This window comes from Paenibacillus violae, from assembly GCF_032461945.1.
GTDB classification, from domain to species: domain Bacteria; phylum Bacillota; class Bacilli; order Paenibacillales; family NBRC-103111; genus Paenibacillus_E; species Paenibacillus_E violae.
This window is the reverse complement of sequence record NZ_JAWCUD010000001.1, coordinates 1,408,938-1,426,312: the sequence shown is the minus strand read 5'-3', so window position 1 is coordinate 1,426,312 and position 17,375 is coordinate 1,408,938. Positions and strand designations below refer to the sequence as shown.

The following is a 17,375-nucleotide window of genomic DNA, read 5'->3' as shown; positions in this document are numbered from 1 at the left end:
CCCATTACAGACTATACGTCAGTGCTACGCCTGAAGGCAGCACATGTTCAATATGTTCACGAAGCGTTTCATTCGTGTGCATCTCCTCGCTAAAGATAGCGATAATCCCGCTATCTTCCCGCGTACGGATCAAGCGGCCAATCCCTTGTCTCAGTCTTAACAGCATGTAAGGAATGTCCACTTCCACATAAGCATTCGCGGCTGCTTCCCGTTTGGCCATAAACACAGGGTCTTGCGGTGGGAACGGAAGCGCCCAAATAATAACATTCGACAGTGATGGACCAGGCACATCAAGCCCTTCCCATAAACTTACCGCAGCAAGCACGCTATGTTCGTCGCCTTGGAAAGACGCAATGAGATGGCTGATTTCTTGATCGCCTTCAAATAGAAACCGCAGCTTCTCACACTCACTCCGCTTCAGAATCTCTTGCTTAAACCGCCGCAGCTCTTCATGGGTCGGGAATAGAATTAGCGCCCGGCCCTCCGTTCTTTGCAGCAGCTTGACAGCTGCCTCCATTTTCTCCTGGAAATTTCCGCCGGAAGTCCATTTGGGTGCGAGCACTTCCATACGTTCTGCATAATCATACGGCGAGTCCACGGAGAACGATAAATACTTGTCCAATCCCAAGCTGTCCGCCACATAATCAAACGTTCCCTCTACGGATAACGTAGCGGAGGAGAACACGATTGGCATTTTGGCAGAAAACACTTGCTCTCTAAGCACTTCTTTCACCGTTCTTGGCATGACCACTAAGCTTAAACCCGTTATACTTTCCGTTGCCCAACAGATGAAAGCTTGATCGTGACGGAATAACGCCAGCGCTTTCTGCATCATTTCCAAATGCTCTTCGACAATTTTGAGCTGATAGTCATTCAAAGTGAACATCTCACTCTCAAAGACAAGCTCCTCTTCAATTTGTGATAAAATATCACACAATCGGTGAATCTCACGCAGCAATTGCTCATTCATCACAATCTGCTTGCGATCCGAGCCCGGGATTGGTCGGCAGCAGCTTTCCAGCACTTCGAACATGTATTCGCTTTGCTCAATAGCCTGGTCAATACAGACGGCTAATGTCTCGCGCACTTCCCCTTTTAACAACCGGACCACTAACTCTTCAAAAACCGTATGCTTTAGCTTGTAGGTCAAAGCTTTCTGTGCAGCCGACTCCATCAAATGTCCTTCATCGAAAACAACTGCACAATGCTCCGGCAATAGCGGCAACTGACCTTCCCGCTTCCGTCCCTCATACGTCCAAACATGTTCCATGTAAAAATCATGGGAGCAAATAATGAGATCAGCGGATTTCCGGTACGACTCTCGGGATAAGGTTTGACCGCAGCGGTGCCGTTTATCGCAGACGAAACAATCCTGATAAGCATCCCAACTGACACGTTCCCACTGCTCATCGTTCAAATTCGGGTAGTCTTTCCGATCTCCGTATGCATAAAAGGACTGCAGAGCCTCTCGTGTGTGGACAAAGTCAGGCAAACCAGCATGCAGATCACGGTATAAGCTTATATCTTCATGTCCAAATCGGGCTTCATCCAGCTTCTGAAGACACAGATACTGATCAGGTGATTTGGCAAGCCGAGCATCAATTACAAGATCCAAGTGCCGCATTAATTTGTCAATATCTCCGCCAGGCTTGACCAATTGCTCAATTAATGATTCGTCCGCACACGCGATGATAGCTGGTTTGTTAGTGAGTCTGGAATAACAAATCGCATATAACAAATAGACAAGTGTTTTCCCGGTTCCTACACCCGCTTCAGCAAAAATGGTTTGTTTCTCCGCAAAAGCCCGCTCCAGCTGAAACGCCATATAGATCTGTTCATCGCGAACTTCAAATCCTGCTTCTGGTAAAACCTCATAGAATAAATCAGCAATCCAGTCAGAAACCTGCTGCATGAATGGCTGTGAATGATCATAATCGAATGGATACCGTCCCACGTTACAAGCCCCCAAAAATAGAAATCTAATCAAACTTGTATTATCTCACTAACTAGATACAAAAGCAAAGAAAGATAGAAAAAAGCTTCATTCACTCCGCTTTAACAGTGGAGATGAAGAAGCTTCCCATCTGTGATCAACTTCATTTTACATGCTGAAACGTTCTCGATATCCGCATTTGCGGCATAACTCTTCTACGACTTCCCGTCTCGAAAAGCCTTCGAACAAACGGTTCGCCCGCTCCCCTTCAACAATCTCAGAAAACGGCGTATGGTTAATATTTCCCAAATTAATAACGCCTTCCCCATCGAGACAGCATGGAATGACCGTACCGTCAACCAGGATGCCCGCTTGATTCCGCAGAGCATGGCAGAAACCTGGCCCTTCAATCTCTTGCGCTTTCAAATCCGGCCATTGAAACTCATGATCCTGGTTCAGATACACGCGCTCTGCGAGTTTTACACCGCTTCCACGCACAAATTCCTCATCAATTTTGTAATCCAGCTCAAACTCTCTCTCCAGCATTTCCAATACTTCACGATTCCGCTGCCGCTCCTGATTCGTTTGATTATCCATCGTTAAGTTCCATAAACGGAAAGAGATAATAACATTAGACTTAGCTACAATTTCCTTGGCAAAACGTAAGATGCTCATCACATAGCCTTCTTTATCCTCCGAACCTTCATGCCCGTCAAAACTGTGCAATGAGAAATTCATTTGTCGAAGGGCCGGTTTGTCCAGCAGCTTATGCCTATTTTTATTAATCAACGTTCCGTTGGTCGTAATATTAACTTTAAAGCCTTTCTCATGGCTCAAATCAAGCAGTTCGTCGATCTTGGGATGCAGCAAAGGCTCTCCTTTGACATGCAGATAAATGTGATCCGTATGCGGCTTGATTTGATCAAGAATGTTCGTAAACGTATCTATCTTAATAAAATTAGCCTGCCGCTTCGTTTGCGGGCAAAACGTACAAGCCAGGTTGCATACACTTGTAATCTCAATATAAAACTTTTTAAACTTCTTCATGCCATGGCTCCGTTTCTAGCTGCGCTACTATGATAATAGCTATTATAACAAGCTGCTCTCCTGAAAGAAAGGAATTGAAAGAATTAGAAAATCCATTTCACCATCCATCCGATAAAATAGGCCGAAGGAATAAGAAATACTTGGGCCAGCAAAGTACCTAGAAAACGGGATGTCATGAGCAATGCATAAATTTTCCCAAGCTGACTACGTTGTGACTCGTCCTGCAGCGCTTTATCGGTGATGAGCCCTAACTGTGGATCGATGAAAATGGTGAGCAGGATCGTGGCGATCCCATTGATGAGACCTGATGCCTGGGAGGCCGTTGTTGCATACGCAGGTAACAAATGCGCCGCATACAAAGATGACAGCACCCCCACAGAATAAAAGGCAGTTACTAGGATGTTGATGACTAAAAATCTTTTGGACACGCCTAAATAGCGGAACTGGCTAAGCTTGAACTTAGGCTTTTTTAAGTAATTTTTGGTGTTCTTCAACTGCTCTATCTTCACGCTTGAAATGAGTTTCGGGATAGAACCTGCCACTTCCAAGCGAGCAATAACTCTTACACTGAGGTTGATAAAAGAAGGAAATAAGGCAATGGCGATCAGCGTGCCAATGGACGATGCGAACAAAGATATCCGTAAGTATCTTTCTAAATCAAAAGTCGGGACAGCCTTGGCATAGTCGACGAAATTAGCCGTCATAGGCGCTTGAATTAAATTGGCTGTTCGAGAAACGAGCACTACGATACCAACTAGCGATAGCGCTACTGCCAGTTTGTTCACCTTCACCCCGGCAAAACGTATGGAATAGGATAAGGTTTCAGCGGTATGAATGATCATCGTTAAAATGAACACCAAAATGAGTGTATTCGTCATCGTCATTTGATCTTTAACTCCATCAGCCGTTTCAGGACGGCTTCCCAACGCACCTTCATTTCTTCTCTGCGCTGCATGCTGTCGAGCTTTTCTTGGTGAAAACTAATTGTCGTTCTGCCGGGAGTAGCGGCGGGCAGCAGCCGAATTTGCAGTGTCGATGCTTCCGCCCAACTTGCAGGCTGCCAAGAGAGACGTAGCTGTTCATTCGGTTTAACCACACGAAGAACCCCGTTAATTCCTTCTTTTGTGCAAAACGCATACCCTTTTTCGAAAAGGATAGTAGGCGTCTCCCCTAACCAAAGCTTGCGGCCTTGCGGCGAAGTCAATAATTCCCATGCCTTCTCTTGACTTAAAGTAATCGTCCTTCTGACACCGATCTGAAAGCCTGCAGCCGCCGTAAGTCCTACCATATTCTCTGAATTCATTAGCACTCCCCCTTCGCTATGTCGATCCAGTGTGCAACTGCTCTAAGTATTTCTTCAACTCCATCAGATCCCTAATCGTGTACTCTCGCTCAAAATTACCTGCGAAATGGTCGTCTTCCTTCCAGATTCCCTTCATTCCCACCCTTCGGCTTGCCTGAACATCATTTTCCGGATGATCACCGACATAGGCTGCTTCACCAGGCTGTGCTCCCAATCTATGTAATGCTCTATGAAAAATCTCAGGATCCGGCTTGCGCAGCCCTTCTATTTCGGAAACGAGTATCGTATCAAAATAGGTCGAAATCCTTAACGCTTCCATATTTTTCATCTGAAATGTACCGTAACCATTGGAAATTAGGCCTAGCTTAAAACCGCTTTCTTTCAAGTAGATTAAAAGCTCATGAAGATTTGGAAACCCGACACAGTGCAAGCTGAATTGATGCATGTAATCCTCTAATAAGTCCTCCCACTGCAAAGCAAGATCAAATTCATGTATGAGCTGCTGATACACTTGATCTTTCCATACGTAACCTCTCTGATCTAGGGCCACAAACCTGTTCACATACACGGATTTATCAATATGCTGAAGCTCAGCCATCCGTTGGTGCTGATTTTCCACAAAAGCTTTCAAAGATGTATCTCGATCCAGCAGCGTTCCGTCCAGATCAAAAATAATGGCTTTTAACACGGGAGCCTTCACACCTTTCTAGCTAAAAAATGAATCCGGATATCGAAGCTCTCCGCTCCAATCCTTTAGAAAACCTTCTGTGATTTCACAAACCATAAATACTTCATCTGGCACCTCAAACTGCTTTAACTCAAATCCATAAGTCCTAGCAGGTACAAATCCAAATTTCGGATAATAGCTGGCGTGACCAATCAGAAATATAGCCCCGTATCCTAGTTCTTTTGTTTTACGGATACCTTCCTGGATAAGTTGAGCGCCAACGCCTTGTTTTTGAAAGTCCGGCTTTACTGCTATTGGGGCTAATACGATGACCTCGTGTTCTTTGTCCTCATCCACTACGCTCGCTTTACTTAGCAAAATATGGCCTGCAAGCTGATGATCCATCTCCGCCACAATCGACAACTCCGGTATAAAACCCTCTGAAGCCCGGATACGCTCAATCAGTTGAGCTTCGTCTTCTCTATGTCCAAAAGCCTCCACATTCAGCTGATAGACCGCCTCATGATCTTGAATTTCCTCAGTTCTGATTCTCATGATTGAACCTCCCCTCAAAATCAAATATTCGTTTATCTACTAGGATTTCCCTTTAAATGCTTGTAAAAAATATGGTTGCATCTCATCAATAAGTTGCGAATTCAGCATCATCCTTCACTCATCCTCATACTAATCCCATCACTCATTACCTTTCCCATAAGTTTTACTGGAAAATGTGATGCTAATTTGTTCATTTCTGTTGCTCATGAACCAATAGATGGAAATGATCAAGCTATTTTCTCAAGTTTCATCAGAAACAAGGCGAATCGACTGAAATAACTCCTGAAATTCCAGTTACTTCATCAAAACCTTAGTTCGTGTAATTTTTAACGGTAGAATTTCCAGTTGCTCCTCCAACAAACATGAATAAAAAAGAGAGCCCCTAAGGCTCTCTTTTTTATTCATCACTCTGATTGCCGCTCATCGCCGTACCAAAGTTCTCGGAACGTCGTGCTGCGCTGCAGCAGCTCCTCCGACGTACCTTCGGCTTCGATGCGTCCCTCCTTCATCACAATGATGTGATCGGCACGCGTCAACGCCGTTTTGCGGTGCGAGACGACCAAGCAGGTCGCATCGCTTCGACGCTGGAACATCCGCTCCCAGAGCTTCTGTTCCGTCTCCACGTCGAGCGCGCTCGACAGGTCGTCGAAGACGTACAGCTCGGCGTCGCGCACGAGCATGCGCGCTGCGGCCGTCCGCTGCGCCTGGCCGCCGGAGAGCTTCACCCCGCGCGGGCCGATGACGGTGTCCAGCCCGCCGGGCAGCTGTGCGACGTCGTACTCGAGCACCGCCGCGTGCAGCGCCTGCTGCAAGCTGTCACTTTGCTCCGCTTGCCCGAGCAAAATATTGTTGCGCAGCGTATCGCTGTACAACCGCGGCACTTGCGCGGTGTAGGCGCTCCGCGGCGGGGTGAAGAAGGTGCCCGGGTCTTCGACGGGCACTCCGTTCCACGCGATCGTTCCTTTCCCTTTGGGCAGAAGCCCAAGGAGGGAACGCACCAGCGTGGTTTTGCCAGAGCCGATCGCTCCCGTTACGACGGTGAACGATCCTCTTCGCAAGCTGAAGTGAATGTCTGAGATGCCCCTGCCCGTATCCGCATAGGCGTAGCTCAATCCATTCACATCAAGCCGCTGCAGCTCAGCTCCGCTCTCGAGCACAGCATTATCGCTCTCCTTCCCTCCGCTCTCGCTCCCGAGCGTTGCAGCTTCGCTTTGCCTCACGCTGCGCTTACCCTCGAACGCCGCACCCTTGCTCTGCTTTCCTCCATCCCCGATCCTCTCCGCTCTGCTTGGCTTCAAATGCAGCGAATTAACCATCGTTAGAACCTTCGCCGAAGCTCCTTGCAATAAAAACGTTAACCGTTCCAGCGACACGCTCATCTGCTTAAAATACGTAATGAATTTCCCCACATTCGTAATAAATTGCGTCACGAAGGTCAAATAGTAAACGAACAGCGCAAAATCCCCGACTGTAAAAGTGCCAGCTCTCATTTTTGTACCGGCTAGAAGAAGGATGAGCCCTGTACCCAGGTTCACGGAATTGGAAAAAACGGAATCCAGCAGCTCCGTCATGAGTCGGTCTTTGAGCATCGCTTTTCGACGATTGTCGCCAAAGCTGCGGAAGCGCTCAATGACGCGGTCCTCGGCTCCCGCCACTTGAATGGCTTGAACGTTACCAAACATTTCGCTGATTTCCCCGGTCACTTTGGAAGTCGCTTCTCTGCTTGCCGCGCGATATTTCTGCAGGCGAACCGTCGCCAGCTGTGCAGCCGTAATGACAAGCACAATTGGCAGAAACACGAGCAGGGTCATTTGAGCATCAATGCGTATCAAAATATAACCGGACACAATAGCAAAACAAGTCAAACCAAATACATCAACAGACCAGCTTGCCGCCTCTTCCGATTGATCCACATCATCCCGGAAATGACTAATCGCTTCCCCTGGAGAAACCGGAATCGCTTGTGCCCCTGGCTGCTTCAAAACATGCTCAAGCAAATTCCGTCTCAGCAGCATCCCCATCCGAAACCGGAAATGAACATCCGTTATAAACCCGATAATAATGAGGCATATACGTCCTAAAGCGGCAGCTATGAGCAGCGCAATCAAGCCCCAGACGCCATAACCCAGCATGGACTTCCCTGTCAAAGAGTCGAAAAATTGCTTCGTAATCAAACCTGGTACGATCGGCGCCAAGTAAATAATCGTCCAAGCAAATGCATTAATAAAATAACGCCCAGGACGGTACATAATAAGCCGCCATAAATACTGGAACGTAGTCATACCAGCACCTCCTCAAGCCCTGTTGCAAGCAATTGGCTGAATCGGGAATTCGGGTCTGCGGCTAACTGTTCTCTTCTCCCCGTTTCCATCACATGACCATTATCCAAAATGAGGATATGATCGGCGCGCTGTACGGTAGCTAATCGGTGCGCGATCATGATACAGGATCGTTCGGTCAACAATTTGGATACGGCTTTTTCAATGCGTTGCTCGGTCAGAGGGTCTAGCCTCGAGGATGCTTCGTCCATGATGACAAGTCCCGGTTTCGTTAAAAAAACCCGCGCGAAGGCCAGCAATTGCGCTTCTCCCGCCGATAAACTGCCTCCTCCGGAGGCCAGCATCGTATCCAGGCCTTCAGGCATTGACTCATACCATGAGCCGAGTCCAAGTTCCGTGAGCACATCGACAATTTCTTTATCCGTAATGGCATGATCATAAAAAGTTAAATTATCACGAATGGTTCCCTGCATAATTTCAATATTTTGCGTCACCAATGCGACATGCTTCCGAAGTTCCGCTAACGTGCAGTTGCGTATATCCGTTCCGCCTAACGCAATCATACCGCTTTGCGGATCATAAAACCTCAGCAGAAGTCTAGCCATCGTTGACTTGCCGCTGCCGGTTCGCCCAAGTAAGCCTAAGACTTCTCCTGGCTTCAAATTCAACTCTACGCCTTTGAGCGTAGGCTGGTCCCCGTCGTAACTGAACGTCACATCGCGAAATTCAACACTAAGCGGTCCTTTTGGCAGCAGCACTCCCGGTCCATCCTTAATCTCGGATTGCGTAGCAAACAGTTCACGAATCCGGGAAATACTGGCATCCGCCTTCTGCAAATCCTCCATTTGCGTACGGATTTTCTCAATTGGCTTAGCTAAGAGCTCTGTATAAAAGAAAATTAAGTACACCGTTCCGAGAGAGATGTTCTGGCTATACCACAGATAAGCACTAATTCCAAAAGCCATGGCATTGCCCAAGGCGAAAACGAAAATCGACATATTCCACATCGCGCAGAAACCCAGAAAGGCTTTGACTCGCAGTGGCAGCATTTTTCTTAACATCGTATAAAAACGATTCATCACGAATCCTACTGCTCCATTGGCGCGGATATCCTCCGTTCCTTCCAAATGCTCGCCAATAAAACCGTAAAACTCGGCATTCGCCTGCCGCCATCCCGCCCATACAGGAACTGCGAATTTACGAATCCACTGAATCATAAAAACAGCAAAGACGACGAAAAAAGCCATCCCTGCGCCAATGATCCAATTCTCCCGGAATAATAGCACAATAATGCCTGCCATCAGTAGCAGGTTGCCGAATAGATGAATAATCATGCTGGAGAAGAAATTCGCAAGCGCATTCACATCGCCGTCTACTCGTTCGATAAGCGAACCAGATGTATGAGATTTATGAAAGGACATATCCAGGGACAAGCAATGCGCCGCCAAATCAACGCGCAATTTATTCGTTGTTTTCCAAGCGACATTTTCGCTATAGTACGTTGCGATGACGGAGACGAGCTGCTGCACAAGCGAAAAACCGATAAAGAAAATAGCTGCAGTGATCAATGGCTGCATGGCACTACCAGCTTGCGCCTGATCGATAAAATAGCGGATGATTTGGGGATTGACTAACTGCAGTCCTATAGATGCGAATAAAAGCAGCGTCAATAAAACGAGTGTACCTTTCTGCGGGAACAAATATCGGCTCAGAAGCTCAGCGTATTGCCCCATGGAGTTACTCTTTTTCGGTTTTACCTTCATTATGTAAGGTCCTCCAGTGATTATTAATGACATTAATCATTCATGTCGTTAAGTATTTTCCTCCTTTTCCAATCGTATATTCAATCATACTAAATTGAACTGCAGCCGACAACGCACGTTTTCAACTGCGACAACCCTCCTTGGTGTTGGGTCGGCAGAATGTGCTGTCGAGTTGGGGCATTGGATGAAATCCAACCAACATATTGATTTGAAGGTTAAATACGCAATCTTCTTGGATGAAATCCAATGAGATCATTTAAACGTGATGCTATAGCGCTGAATATGGCCGTTCTATTGGATTTCGTCCAATGAAAGGAGCGATTTTAGTGCATTATTGGCTCTTTCCTTGTATTTTTTCCAACGAGGCTAAGTTGTTCCCAAAACTGTAGTGCTATTTTTGCCCCTTCAAACAAAAAAAACCGCAATTGCTCGCGATTTTTTCCAAATGCAAGAAAAATCCCCCAAAACTCAGTGGACGCATTGTATAATAGAAAAAATACCATTACGGCTCTCACGTTACCTTCACTAACAAACAGGCGGTGGATGAGTATGGTTCAGACACTTTTGCAATTAACCGTGAAAGATATTTTGCAGCGCCCTCTGTTTCAGAAAGCCGAAACCATCGCAAGTGAAGAAGCCTTGAACCGCATTGTTCGCTGGGTTCACATTATGGAAGTACCGCACGTCGGACATCTATTGAATGGCCACGAACTCATCCTCAACACGGGAATTGGCTGGCATGATAACGAAGAATTAAGCCTTTCCTTCCTCCAACAACTCATCGACAGCGGAGCATCCGGGCTATGTATTGAACTGGGGACTTATACGAAGCAACCCCTTGAACGTCTGAAAGAGCTCGCCATGCGCGAACATTTTCCACTCATCTTTTTCCATGAAGAAGTCCGTTATATTGATATTACTCAAGATTTGCATGCTTATTTCATCCATCAGCATTATTCCATGGTTTCCGAGCTGGAAGCCTTGTCCACTCAGTTGAATCAGCTGCTCCTTTCAGGGAAGGGATTACAGCCGCTTTTACAGTTATTACACGAAACGACACGCGCCCAAGTTGCCTTTTTTCCTTATGGAGAGGAAGCACGGTTTATCCCCGAATTACCGAGAACCGATGCAGATCTCTTTTATGAAAAATGGATCTTTGGAGAAATCTTTCGACTGCCTGATATCAAAAGCAAGCTCGCCCATCGCCCTATTCTAGCCCTTGAGCGCATGTTTGCTGATCTTCTTTTGTACGGTGAAAAGGAGTTAAGCGAATTCCAAATTCTTGCGTTGGACCGGTTCGCAACGGCCATTGCTCAAGAAATGATGCGCACAACCTACATGGAGGAGAAAAAGCGGTACAAGCAGGATCTGTGGGTCACGGATTGGCTGAACGGGAAGCATACGCACCAAGTCATCCGGGACTACATGCTTGCCCTGAAACCAAATGTGAAGCTTGAGCAAGCTGTAGTGTGCGTGTTCGAAAGCAAGGCTGTACGGGAAGACTTGATCGATCATGAAGCGCAGCTTCTTCAAAAACAAATGGTAGCGCGCTCTATTTTTGAAGGTGAAGGTTTCTATCTGGTCCCTCATTTTACCAACGCTCAGTTCGTTTTAATCCTGCTTGATCAGCTAGGAGCATCCCCTTTTCAAGATCGTATGATGAGGGCTATCCAACGCTTGCAAAAGACTGAACACCTGCAGGAGACAGCGTTTTTCTCACCTTTTTTGGGGATCGGCAAAAGAATCAATGATCCTTCTCTCCTCAAGTTAAGTTATCAAACCGCGCTGGATACGATTGAAATTCAGAAAGACATCGGGGTACTGGCCCAACCTTTCTACGACGAGCTTCACGTGGGCAAAATCATCCTGATGATGAAACAAAGCGGGGCCTTAGCCTCCTTTATTGAAGAATATCTTGGTCGCATCCTCCACTATGATCGGGAGAAAAACGGTCAACTTTTGAAAACGCTGAAAATGTATTTAGCTTTAAGCGGCTCCAAGCAGGAAACAGCCAAAGAGCTTTTCATCGTGAGGCAAACCTTATATCACCGCCTGGACAAAATTGCTCTACTGTTAGGCGAGGATTATATGCGCCCCGACAAAAGAATGGCCATAGAGCTTGCGCTCCATGGCTACGAATACATGTATGGCATCATTGCTTAGATCTGTTCCTGGCCCTGCCGAATGAGCAACGTGGCATAATATTTCCTCGCATTTGCTGTCTTCAGATGGAGGGTAGCTGTTTCGCCGCCGGGGTGTTCGAATTGCAGCCATGCGCCGCTCAAATCTTCCTTCACCCCGACAATTTTAAATTTCTGAGCAACAAAACCATCGAGTTTTTGCTTCTCCAGTAGAAATTGTGCGTGTTCAGACATGTGTTGCACCCCTTTGAGCCACGGTATCTTGCTTTGGCTTAACCTGATGGGATTCAGATGGATAGGTCTTCCGCTTTACGAATTGACCAATGCCAGGAGTGCCCACAAACTGTTTATTCTGAATCACGTACTCCCCTCTAGATAGCACAGTAACAGGCTCTCCAGTGATTTCAAGACCTTCAAACGGATTATAATCCACATTCATATGGTGAGTGTCGCGTGAAATAACACGAACTGCATTCGGGTCAAAAATAACAATATCGGCATCGCAGCCCACGGCGATTGTTCCTTTCGTAGGGAATAAACCGAACAATTTGGCGCTTCGCGTTGACACGATATCTACAAATTGGTTCAATGTGATCCGCCCTTTCAGGACGCCTTCCGAAAACAGAATCGAGAATCTGTCTTCTATACAAGGACCGCCATTAGGGATTTTGCTAAAATCACCTAACCCAAGCTCCTTCTGACCTTTGAAATTAAAAGAGCAGTGGTCAGATCCCAGCGTTTGAAGTTGTCCGTTTTTAAGTGCAGTCCATAGTGCATCTTGATGCTCTTGGGGGCGAAGCGGTGGTGACCACACATATTTTGCACCTTCGAAATCCGGCTTCTCTAAGTATGTTTGATCCAACATTAAATACTGCGGACAAGTCTCGCCCCATACATCGACTCCTTGATTCCGCGCTTCGGCAATTTGCTGAACAGCTTCCTCGCATGTCACGTGTACTACGTACAATTGGGAATTTGCCAAAGCGGTTAATTTGGCTGCGCGCCCCGTTGCTTCTCCTTCGATTAAGGATGGACGTGTCAGCGCATGGTAAATCGGCTCTGTATTTCCTGCATCCAGCGCTTCTTTGATCAAATAATCAATCACGTCGCCGTTCTCAGCATGCACCATGACGAGTGCGCCATGCCGTTTCGCTTCTAGCAATGTACGATATAGCGTTCCGTCGTCGGCTTGAAAAACATTTTTGTACGCCATGAATACTTTGAGCGAAGTAATCCCTTCGTCATGTATCATTTTGGGCAGCTCAGCCAGCACTTCGTCGTTGATTTCTGCAATCATCAGATGGAAGCTGTAGTCAATTACAGCCTTGCCCTCCGCTTTGTTATGCCAGGTTTGAACAGATTCACTCAACGGCACGCCTTTATTCGTCAAACAAAAATCAATAATCGTTGTCGTTCCTCCAAATGCTGCCGCCTTCGTTCCTGTCTCGAAATTGTCCGCTGTAACCGTCCCGCCAAAGGGCATATCCAAGTGCGTGTGCGGATCTACACCACCTGGAAAAACATAAAATCCCTGCGCATCAATGATTTCGGCGCTTTCTACCTCCAGATTTAGCCCAATCTGCGAAATGATGCCGTTCTCGATCAGAACGTCCGCCTGTTATTGGTCAGCAGCTGTCACAACCGTGCCATTCTTAATAAGTTTGGCCATCGTTATACAGCCTCCTTTTTGTTGGAATTCCCTTCGCCTAGCTTGGCAATCGCTTCTTGTCTCTCGTTCCATGTTAGAGAAGGTTCAGTGCCAACCACCTCAACCATCGTAATGGCACCTTCTACAGGACAAACAATAGCGCATAAATTGCACCCGACACAGTCTTCTTCACGCACTTGCAAATACGACTCACCTGTATCACTGGTCAGCATATCGATACATTGATGAGAGGTATCCTCACAAGCAATATGGCATTTATTGCAGTTTATACAAGTGTCGTTATCAATTTTGGCAACAATGGCATAGTTTAAATCCAAATTTCCCCAATCCGAATAACGGGGAACGGATTTACCGATCAAGTCCATTACGCTCGCGAGCCCTTTTTCATCTAAATAGTTGTTCAATCCGTCGATCATATCCTCTACGATTCGGAAGCCATGATGCATAGCCGCCGTACATACCTGCACCCCTGTAGCACCCATCAGCATAAATTCAACAGCATCTCGCCAGTTGGATATACCGCCAATTCCAGAGATTGGAATGCCAACCTCCGAATTGCGCGCACAATCCGCGACCATGTGCAGCGCGATCGGCTTTACAGCAGGACCGCAATAGCCGCCATGAGAGCCCTTCCCCCCGACATGAGGGATCGTATTCCACGTATCGATGTCGACCCCAGCTAACGAATTGATCGTATTGATTAGGGAGATTGCATCCGCTCCGCCTCGAACTGCAGCCTTCGCCGTACTTGTAATGTCTGTAATATTCGGCGTCAGTTTCACGATGACCGGCGTCTTCGCTGCTTCTTTCGCCCACATCGTTTGCGCTTCCACAAGATCGGGCTGCTGCCCGGAGGCTGATCCCATGCCGCGCTCCGCCATCCCGTGCGGACAGCCAAAGTTCAGTTCAAGTCCGTCCACGCCGACGGCTTCGACCTTCTTTACAATTTCATGCCACTTTTCACGTTTGGGTTCAACCATCAGTGAAACAACAAGCGCATGATGAGGAAAACGCTTCTTCGTCTCGTAGATCTCTTGCAAATTGACCTCAAGCGGCCGATCCGTGATCAATTCAATATTGTTAAAGCCAGCGACACGTTGTCCGTTGAAATGAACGGCAGCGAATCGTGAGGAGGTATTAATAATGGGGTCTCCGAGCGTTTTCCATACCGCACCGCCCCAGCCGGCTTCGAATGCCCGCTGGACTTGGTAACCTGTATTCGTCGGAGGCGCCGATGCCAACCAGAAAGGGTTTGGTGAAGTTATGCCTGCTAGATTGATGCGTAGATCTGCCATGCCGTATCCCTCCAGTATGATGTACGATTAATGACCAACTATTAGGCAGTCTCGTTCTGAGCTGTAATCACTTGTTTGTAGATCGCATAAGCTGCTTGCTTCCCTTGCTGAGCGGCTGAAACAACCATCGCCTCCCCTTGCCCCTCCCCGAAAATAACATCTCCTGCCGCAAATACTTTGGGGTTTGACGTTTGACCTGTCTCAGGATTCACTGTCACTGTCCCCCGAATATGTGCTAGCTTGAATTGATTGATTAGGGATGCATGGCGCGTTTGTCCAATCGCTTTAATGACCGCGTCAACCGGAAGGATGAACTCTGACCCTGAAATAGGGACCGGCCGCCTTCGTCCTGCCTCCACATCGATCAGTTCCATCCGGATGCATTCCAAAGCCGCTACGTTGCCGTTAGCGTCGCCAATAATTCGCTTCGGAGCTGTAAGCCATCTGAATGCAACGCCGTCCATTTTGGCAAAATCAAATTCAAAATCATACGCCGTCATTTCCGCTTGCGTTCGCCGGTACACGATCTGAACCTGCTCTGCGCCAAGTCTCACCGAACAGGTAGCTGCGTCAATCGCCGTATTTCCTGCGCCGATAACGGCTACACGCTTTCCGATCAGGTTCGTATCCAGATCTTCTGCTGACTTCGTTGCTTCAACGAAATCTATGGCATCAAAGACGCCATTTAAGGCTTCGCCTTCAATACCAAGCATCGGCACCTTCGACATCCCGACCGCCAGCACAACAGCGTCATAGTTTTCTAGAAGGGACTCAGCCGAAATATCTACGCCAACCTGTGTGTTCAATTTGAAATCTACCCCAAGCTGGCGAATCTGCTCTACTTCCCATAGTGAAATTTCCTGAGGTAAGCGAAAAGAGACGATGCCGTATGTATCTAACCCTCCTGCTTGTTCTTTCGCTTCGAAAACCGTCACTTGAAACCCGAATCTGGCGAGCTCTCGGGCTGCCGAAAGACCAGCCGGCCCACTGCCAATGATGGCAGCGGATTTCCCGATGCTTGCTCCGGTTTTAAATAATACGACCTCGTTTTTCATTGCCCAGTCTGTGGCGTAGCGCTGCAATTGCCCGATTAGTATAGGCTTGGACGAATGATTAAGCACGCAAGCCCCCTCGCAGAGTTCCTCCGTCGGGCATACCCTGGAGCATGTAGCCCCTACCGGGTTTGCCTCCATAATAATGCGAGACGAGCCTTTGAGATTGCCTGAGGCGATCTTTTTAATAAAAGAAGGAATTTCAATCCCTGTCGGACAGGCGCGTACACAAGGAGCATCATAACAATACAAACATCGATTCGATTCTTCGATCGCCTCTTTCGGCTTCATGCCCGCTTTGACTTCGGCGAAATTACGTTTCAAATCATTTAATGAAATAAATGATGTCCCCATTTGCCACACCTCCGCACGTATAGGCTAACTATCTAATGAATGCTATCAAGTCTGCGATCCTGAATTTCCTAAAGCGATTCGGCGAGCTGTTCGATACAACAGTTCAGTTCCTAATGAGATATCGTCAGGACTTGCATATTCCTTGGGATTATGGCTAATTCCCTCCAAACATCGAACGAAAATCATCCCGTAATCGCACACATGCGACATCGCTAGAGAATCATGAAACGGACCGCTCATAAGCTCCGGCGGAGAAATTCCCAGCTCTCCTGCCTCCTCGCGCAAGCTCTGCATGATCCAACCGGCGCAATAACGCGGTTCACTGTTCGTATCCTCCCGAATCGTATAGGTAAGACCATGTTCCCGAGAGACGTTCTCGATCACACTCAACAATTCGGTTTCGAGCGCATTGCGACGCGATAAATCGATATCGCGCAAATCAATCGTGAAGGACACTTTCTCAGGAATGATGTTGCGAGAATCCGGAAAAACAGTAAGTGAACCTACCGTTCCAACGGTAGGAGCATTCGGCACTTGCTGCACAAGCTCGTTGAGCGCAACGATGATCTTAGCGCTTCCCAGCAGGGCGTCATGACGCATCGACATCGGCACAGATCCTGCATGCCCGGCGAACCCGGTCATCTCAACGGTAAGCCATAACGGACCCGATATGCCTGTAACGATACCGATGGGCTCGTTCAGTGCTTCAAGGACCGGTCCTTGTTCAATGTGAAGTTCAAGGAAAGTGCCGATGCGCCCTTCTTGAAACACATAATTTTCGAAATTCACAGGATCACAGCCGAATTGGATTAATGCTTCTCGGCGTGTAACGCCGTTTTTATCCGTCCGCTCGAGCTCGTTCTCTTCCAGCTTGCCAGTCATTCCACGGACGCCGAACAGCCCTTTATTGAAACGACAGCCTTCCTCGTCACAGAATGCCACAACTTCAACATCGCATTCAGGCGCTTGACCAGATTCGACCAGGGTTTGAACCACCTCAATCGCACCAAGCACGCCAATCGCGCCATCGAATCTACCGCCATAAGGCTGTGAGTCGATGTGAGATCCGAGCATGAGCACTGGAGCATCCGGATTACGGCCTCTCAGCTTCCCGATGAGGTTAGCGAATGGATCGATGTGCGCTTCCATCCCTGCCTCTTCCATCCATTGTTTCACGAGTTCCACGCCTTCCCGATCTTCCTTGGAGAGCGCCAATCGGCAGACGCCAGTATCTCCGATTTTTCCAATTTGTGAAAGTTCATGAATATGCTGATGTAGGCGTGAAGTGTCAATTTGTATCCGAGAGCTTGTAGACAA

General features: G+C 47.5%; 13 protein-coding genes and 1 pseudogene. 1 reads left to right on the top strand and 13 read right to left on the bottom strand.

From position 1 onward, the window contains the following. Positions 1-4: 4 nt before the first annotated feature. From RQP52_RS06400 to RQP52_RS06365, 8 genes are all read right to left on the bottom strand, one after another. Positions 5-1,954 carry an ATP-dependent DNA helicase gene (locus tag RQP52_RS06400; protein WP_315950175.1) on the bottom strand — a complete coding sequence of 650 codons (1,950 nt, stop codon included), beginning with the start codon at positions 1,952-1,954 and terminating at the stop codon, positions 5-7. A 147-nt stretch (positions 1,955-2,101) separates the two neighbouring features. Next, the gene (locus RQP52_RS06395) at positions 2,102-2,980 is read right to left on the bottom strand and encodes a radical SAM/SPASM domain-containing protein (RefSeq protein ID WP_127458297.1); all 879 of its coding nucleotides are present in this window, start codon (positions 2,978-2,980) and stop codon (positions 2,102-2,104) included. Positions 2,981-3,063: 83 nt separating this feature from the next. Then, on the bottom strand, positions 3,064-3,858 hold the full coding sequence (locus RQP52_RS06390; RefSeq protein WP_315950412.1) for a lipid II flippase Amj family protein: 795 nt from the start codon (positions 3,856-3,858) through the stop codon (positions 3,064-3,066). A gap of 2 nt (positions 3,859-3,860) precedes the next feature. Beyond that, complete coding sequence (locus tag RQP52_RS06385) at positions 3,861-4,283, bottom strand: SRPBCC family protein (RefSeq protein WP_315950174.1); 423 nt, start codon at positions 4,281-4,283, stop codon at positions 3,861-3,863. A 16-nt stretch (positions 4,284-4,299) separates the two neighbouring features. Further along, entirely contained in the window at positions 4,300-4,971 is a 672-nt protein-coding gene (locus tag RQP52_RS06380) for an HAD family hydrolase (RefSeq protein ID WP_315950173.1), read from the bottom strand. Positions 4,972-4,989: 18 nt separating this feature from the next. Beyond that, positions 4,990-5,505 (bottom strand): GNAT family N-acetyltransferase, encoded by a 516-nt coding sequence (locus RQP52_RS06375; RefSeq protein WP_315950172.1) that lies wholly within the window; start codon positions 5,503-5,505, stop codon positions 4,990-4,992. Positions 5,506-5,909: 404 nt separating this feature from the next. After that, on the bottom strand, positions 5,910-7,787 hold the full coding sequence (locus RQP52_RS06370; RefSeq protein WP_315950171.1) for an ABC transporter ATP-binding protein: 1,878 nt from the start codon (positions 7,785-7,787) through the stop codon (positions 5,910-5,912). Further along, positions 7,784-9,547, bottom strand: a complete 1,764-nt coding sequence (locus RQP52_RS06365; RefSeq protein ID WP_315950170.1) for an ABC transporter ATP-binding protein — start codon at positions 9,545-9,547, stop codon at positions 7,784-7,786. Before RQP52_RS06365 ends, RQP52_RS06370 begins: the two co-directional genes overlap by 4 nt. Positions 9,548-10,096: 549 nt before the next feature. On the opposite strand from RQP52_RS06365, the gene RQP52_RS06360 reads away from it, so the two are divergent. Continuing rightward, positions 10,097-11,710, top strand: a complete 1,614-nt coding sequence (locus tag RQP52_RS06360) for a PucR family transcriptional regulator (RefSeq protein ID WP_315950169.1) — start codon at positions 10,097-10,099, stop codon at positions 11,708-11,710. Here RQP52_RS06360 and RQP52_RS06355 read toward each other — a convergent pair. From RQP52_RS06355 to RQP52_RS06335, 5 genes and pseudogenes are all read right to left on the bottom strand, one after another. Then, a complete protein-coding gene (locus RQP52_RS06355; RefSeq protein WP_315950168.1) occupies positions 11,707-11,922 on the bottom strand; it encodes a hypothetical protein in 216 nt (71 codons plus the stop codon). The genes RQP52_RS06360 and RQP52_RS06355 overlap by 4 nt on opposite strands. Further along, positions 11,915-13,357, bottom strand: a pseudogene (hydA, locus tag RQP52_RS06350) (dihydropyrimidinase). Before hydA ends, RQP52_RS06355 begins: the two are co-directional and overlap by 8 nt. A gap of 2 nt (positions 13,358-13,359) precedes the next feature. Next, the gene (gene preA, locus RQP52_RS06345) at positions 13,360-14,652 is read right to left on the bottom strand and encodes an NAD-dependent dihydropyrimidine dehydrogenase subunit PreA (RefSeq protein ID WP_315950167.1); all 1,293 of its coding nucleotides are present in this window, start codon (positions 14,650-14,652) and stop codon (positions 13,360-13,362) included. Between the two features lie 41 nt (positions 14,653-14,693). Beyond that, complete coding sequence (locus RQP52_RS06340) at positions 14,694-16,058, bottom strand: NAD(P)-dependent oxidoreductase (protein WP_315950166.1); 1,365 nt, start codon at positions 16,056-16,058, stop codon at positions 14,694-14,696. Between the two features lie 45 nt (positions 16,059-16,103). After that, a complete protein-coding gene (locus tag RQP52_RS06335; protein ID WP_315950165.1) occupies positions 16,104-17,375 on the bottom strand; it encodes a M20 family metallo-hydrolase in 1,272 nt (423 codons plus the stop codon).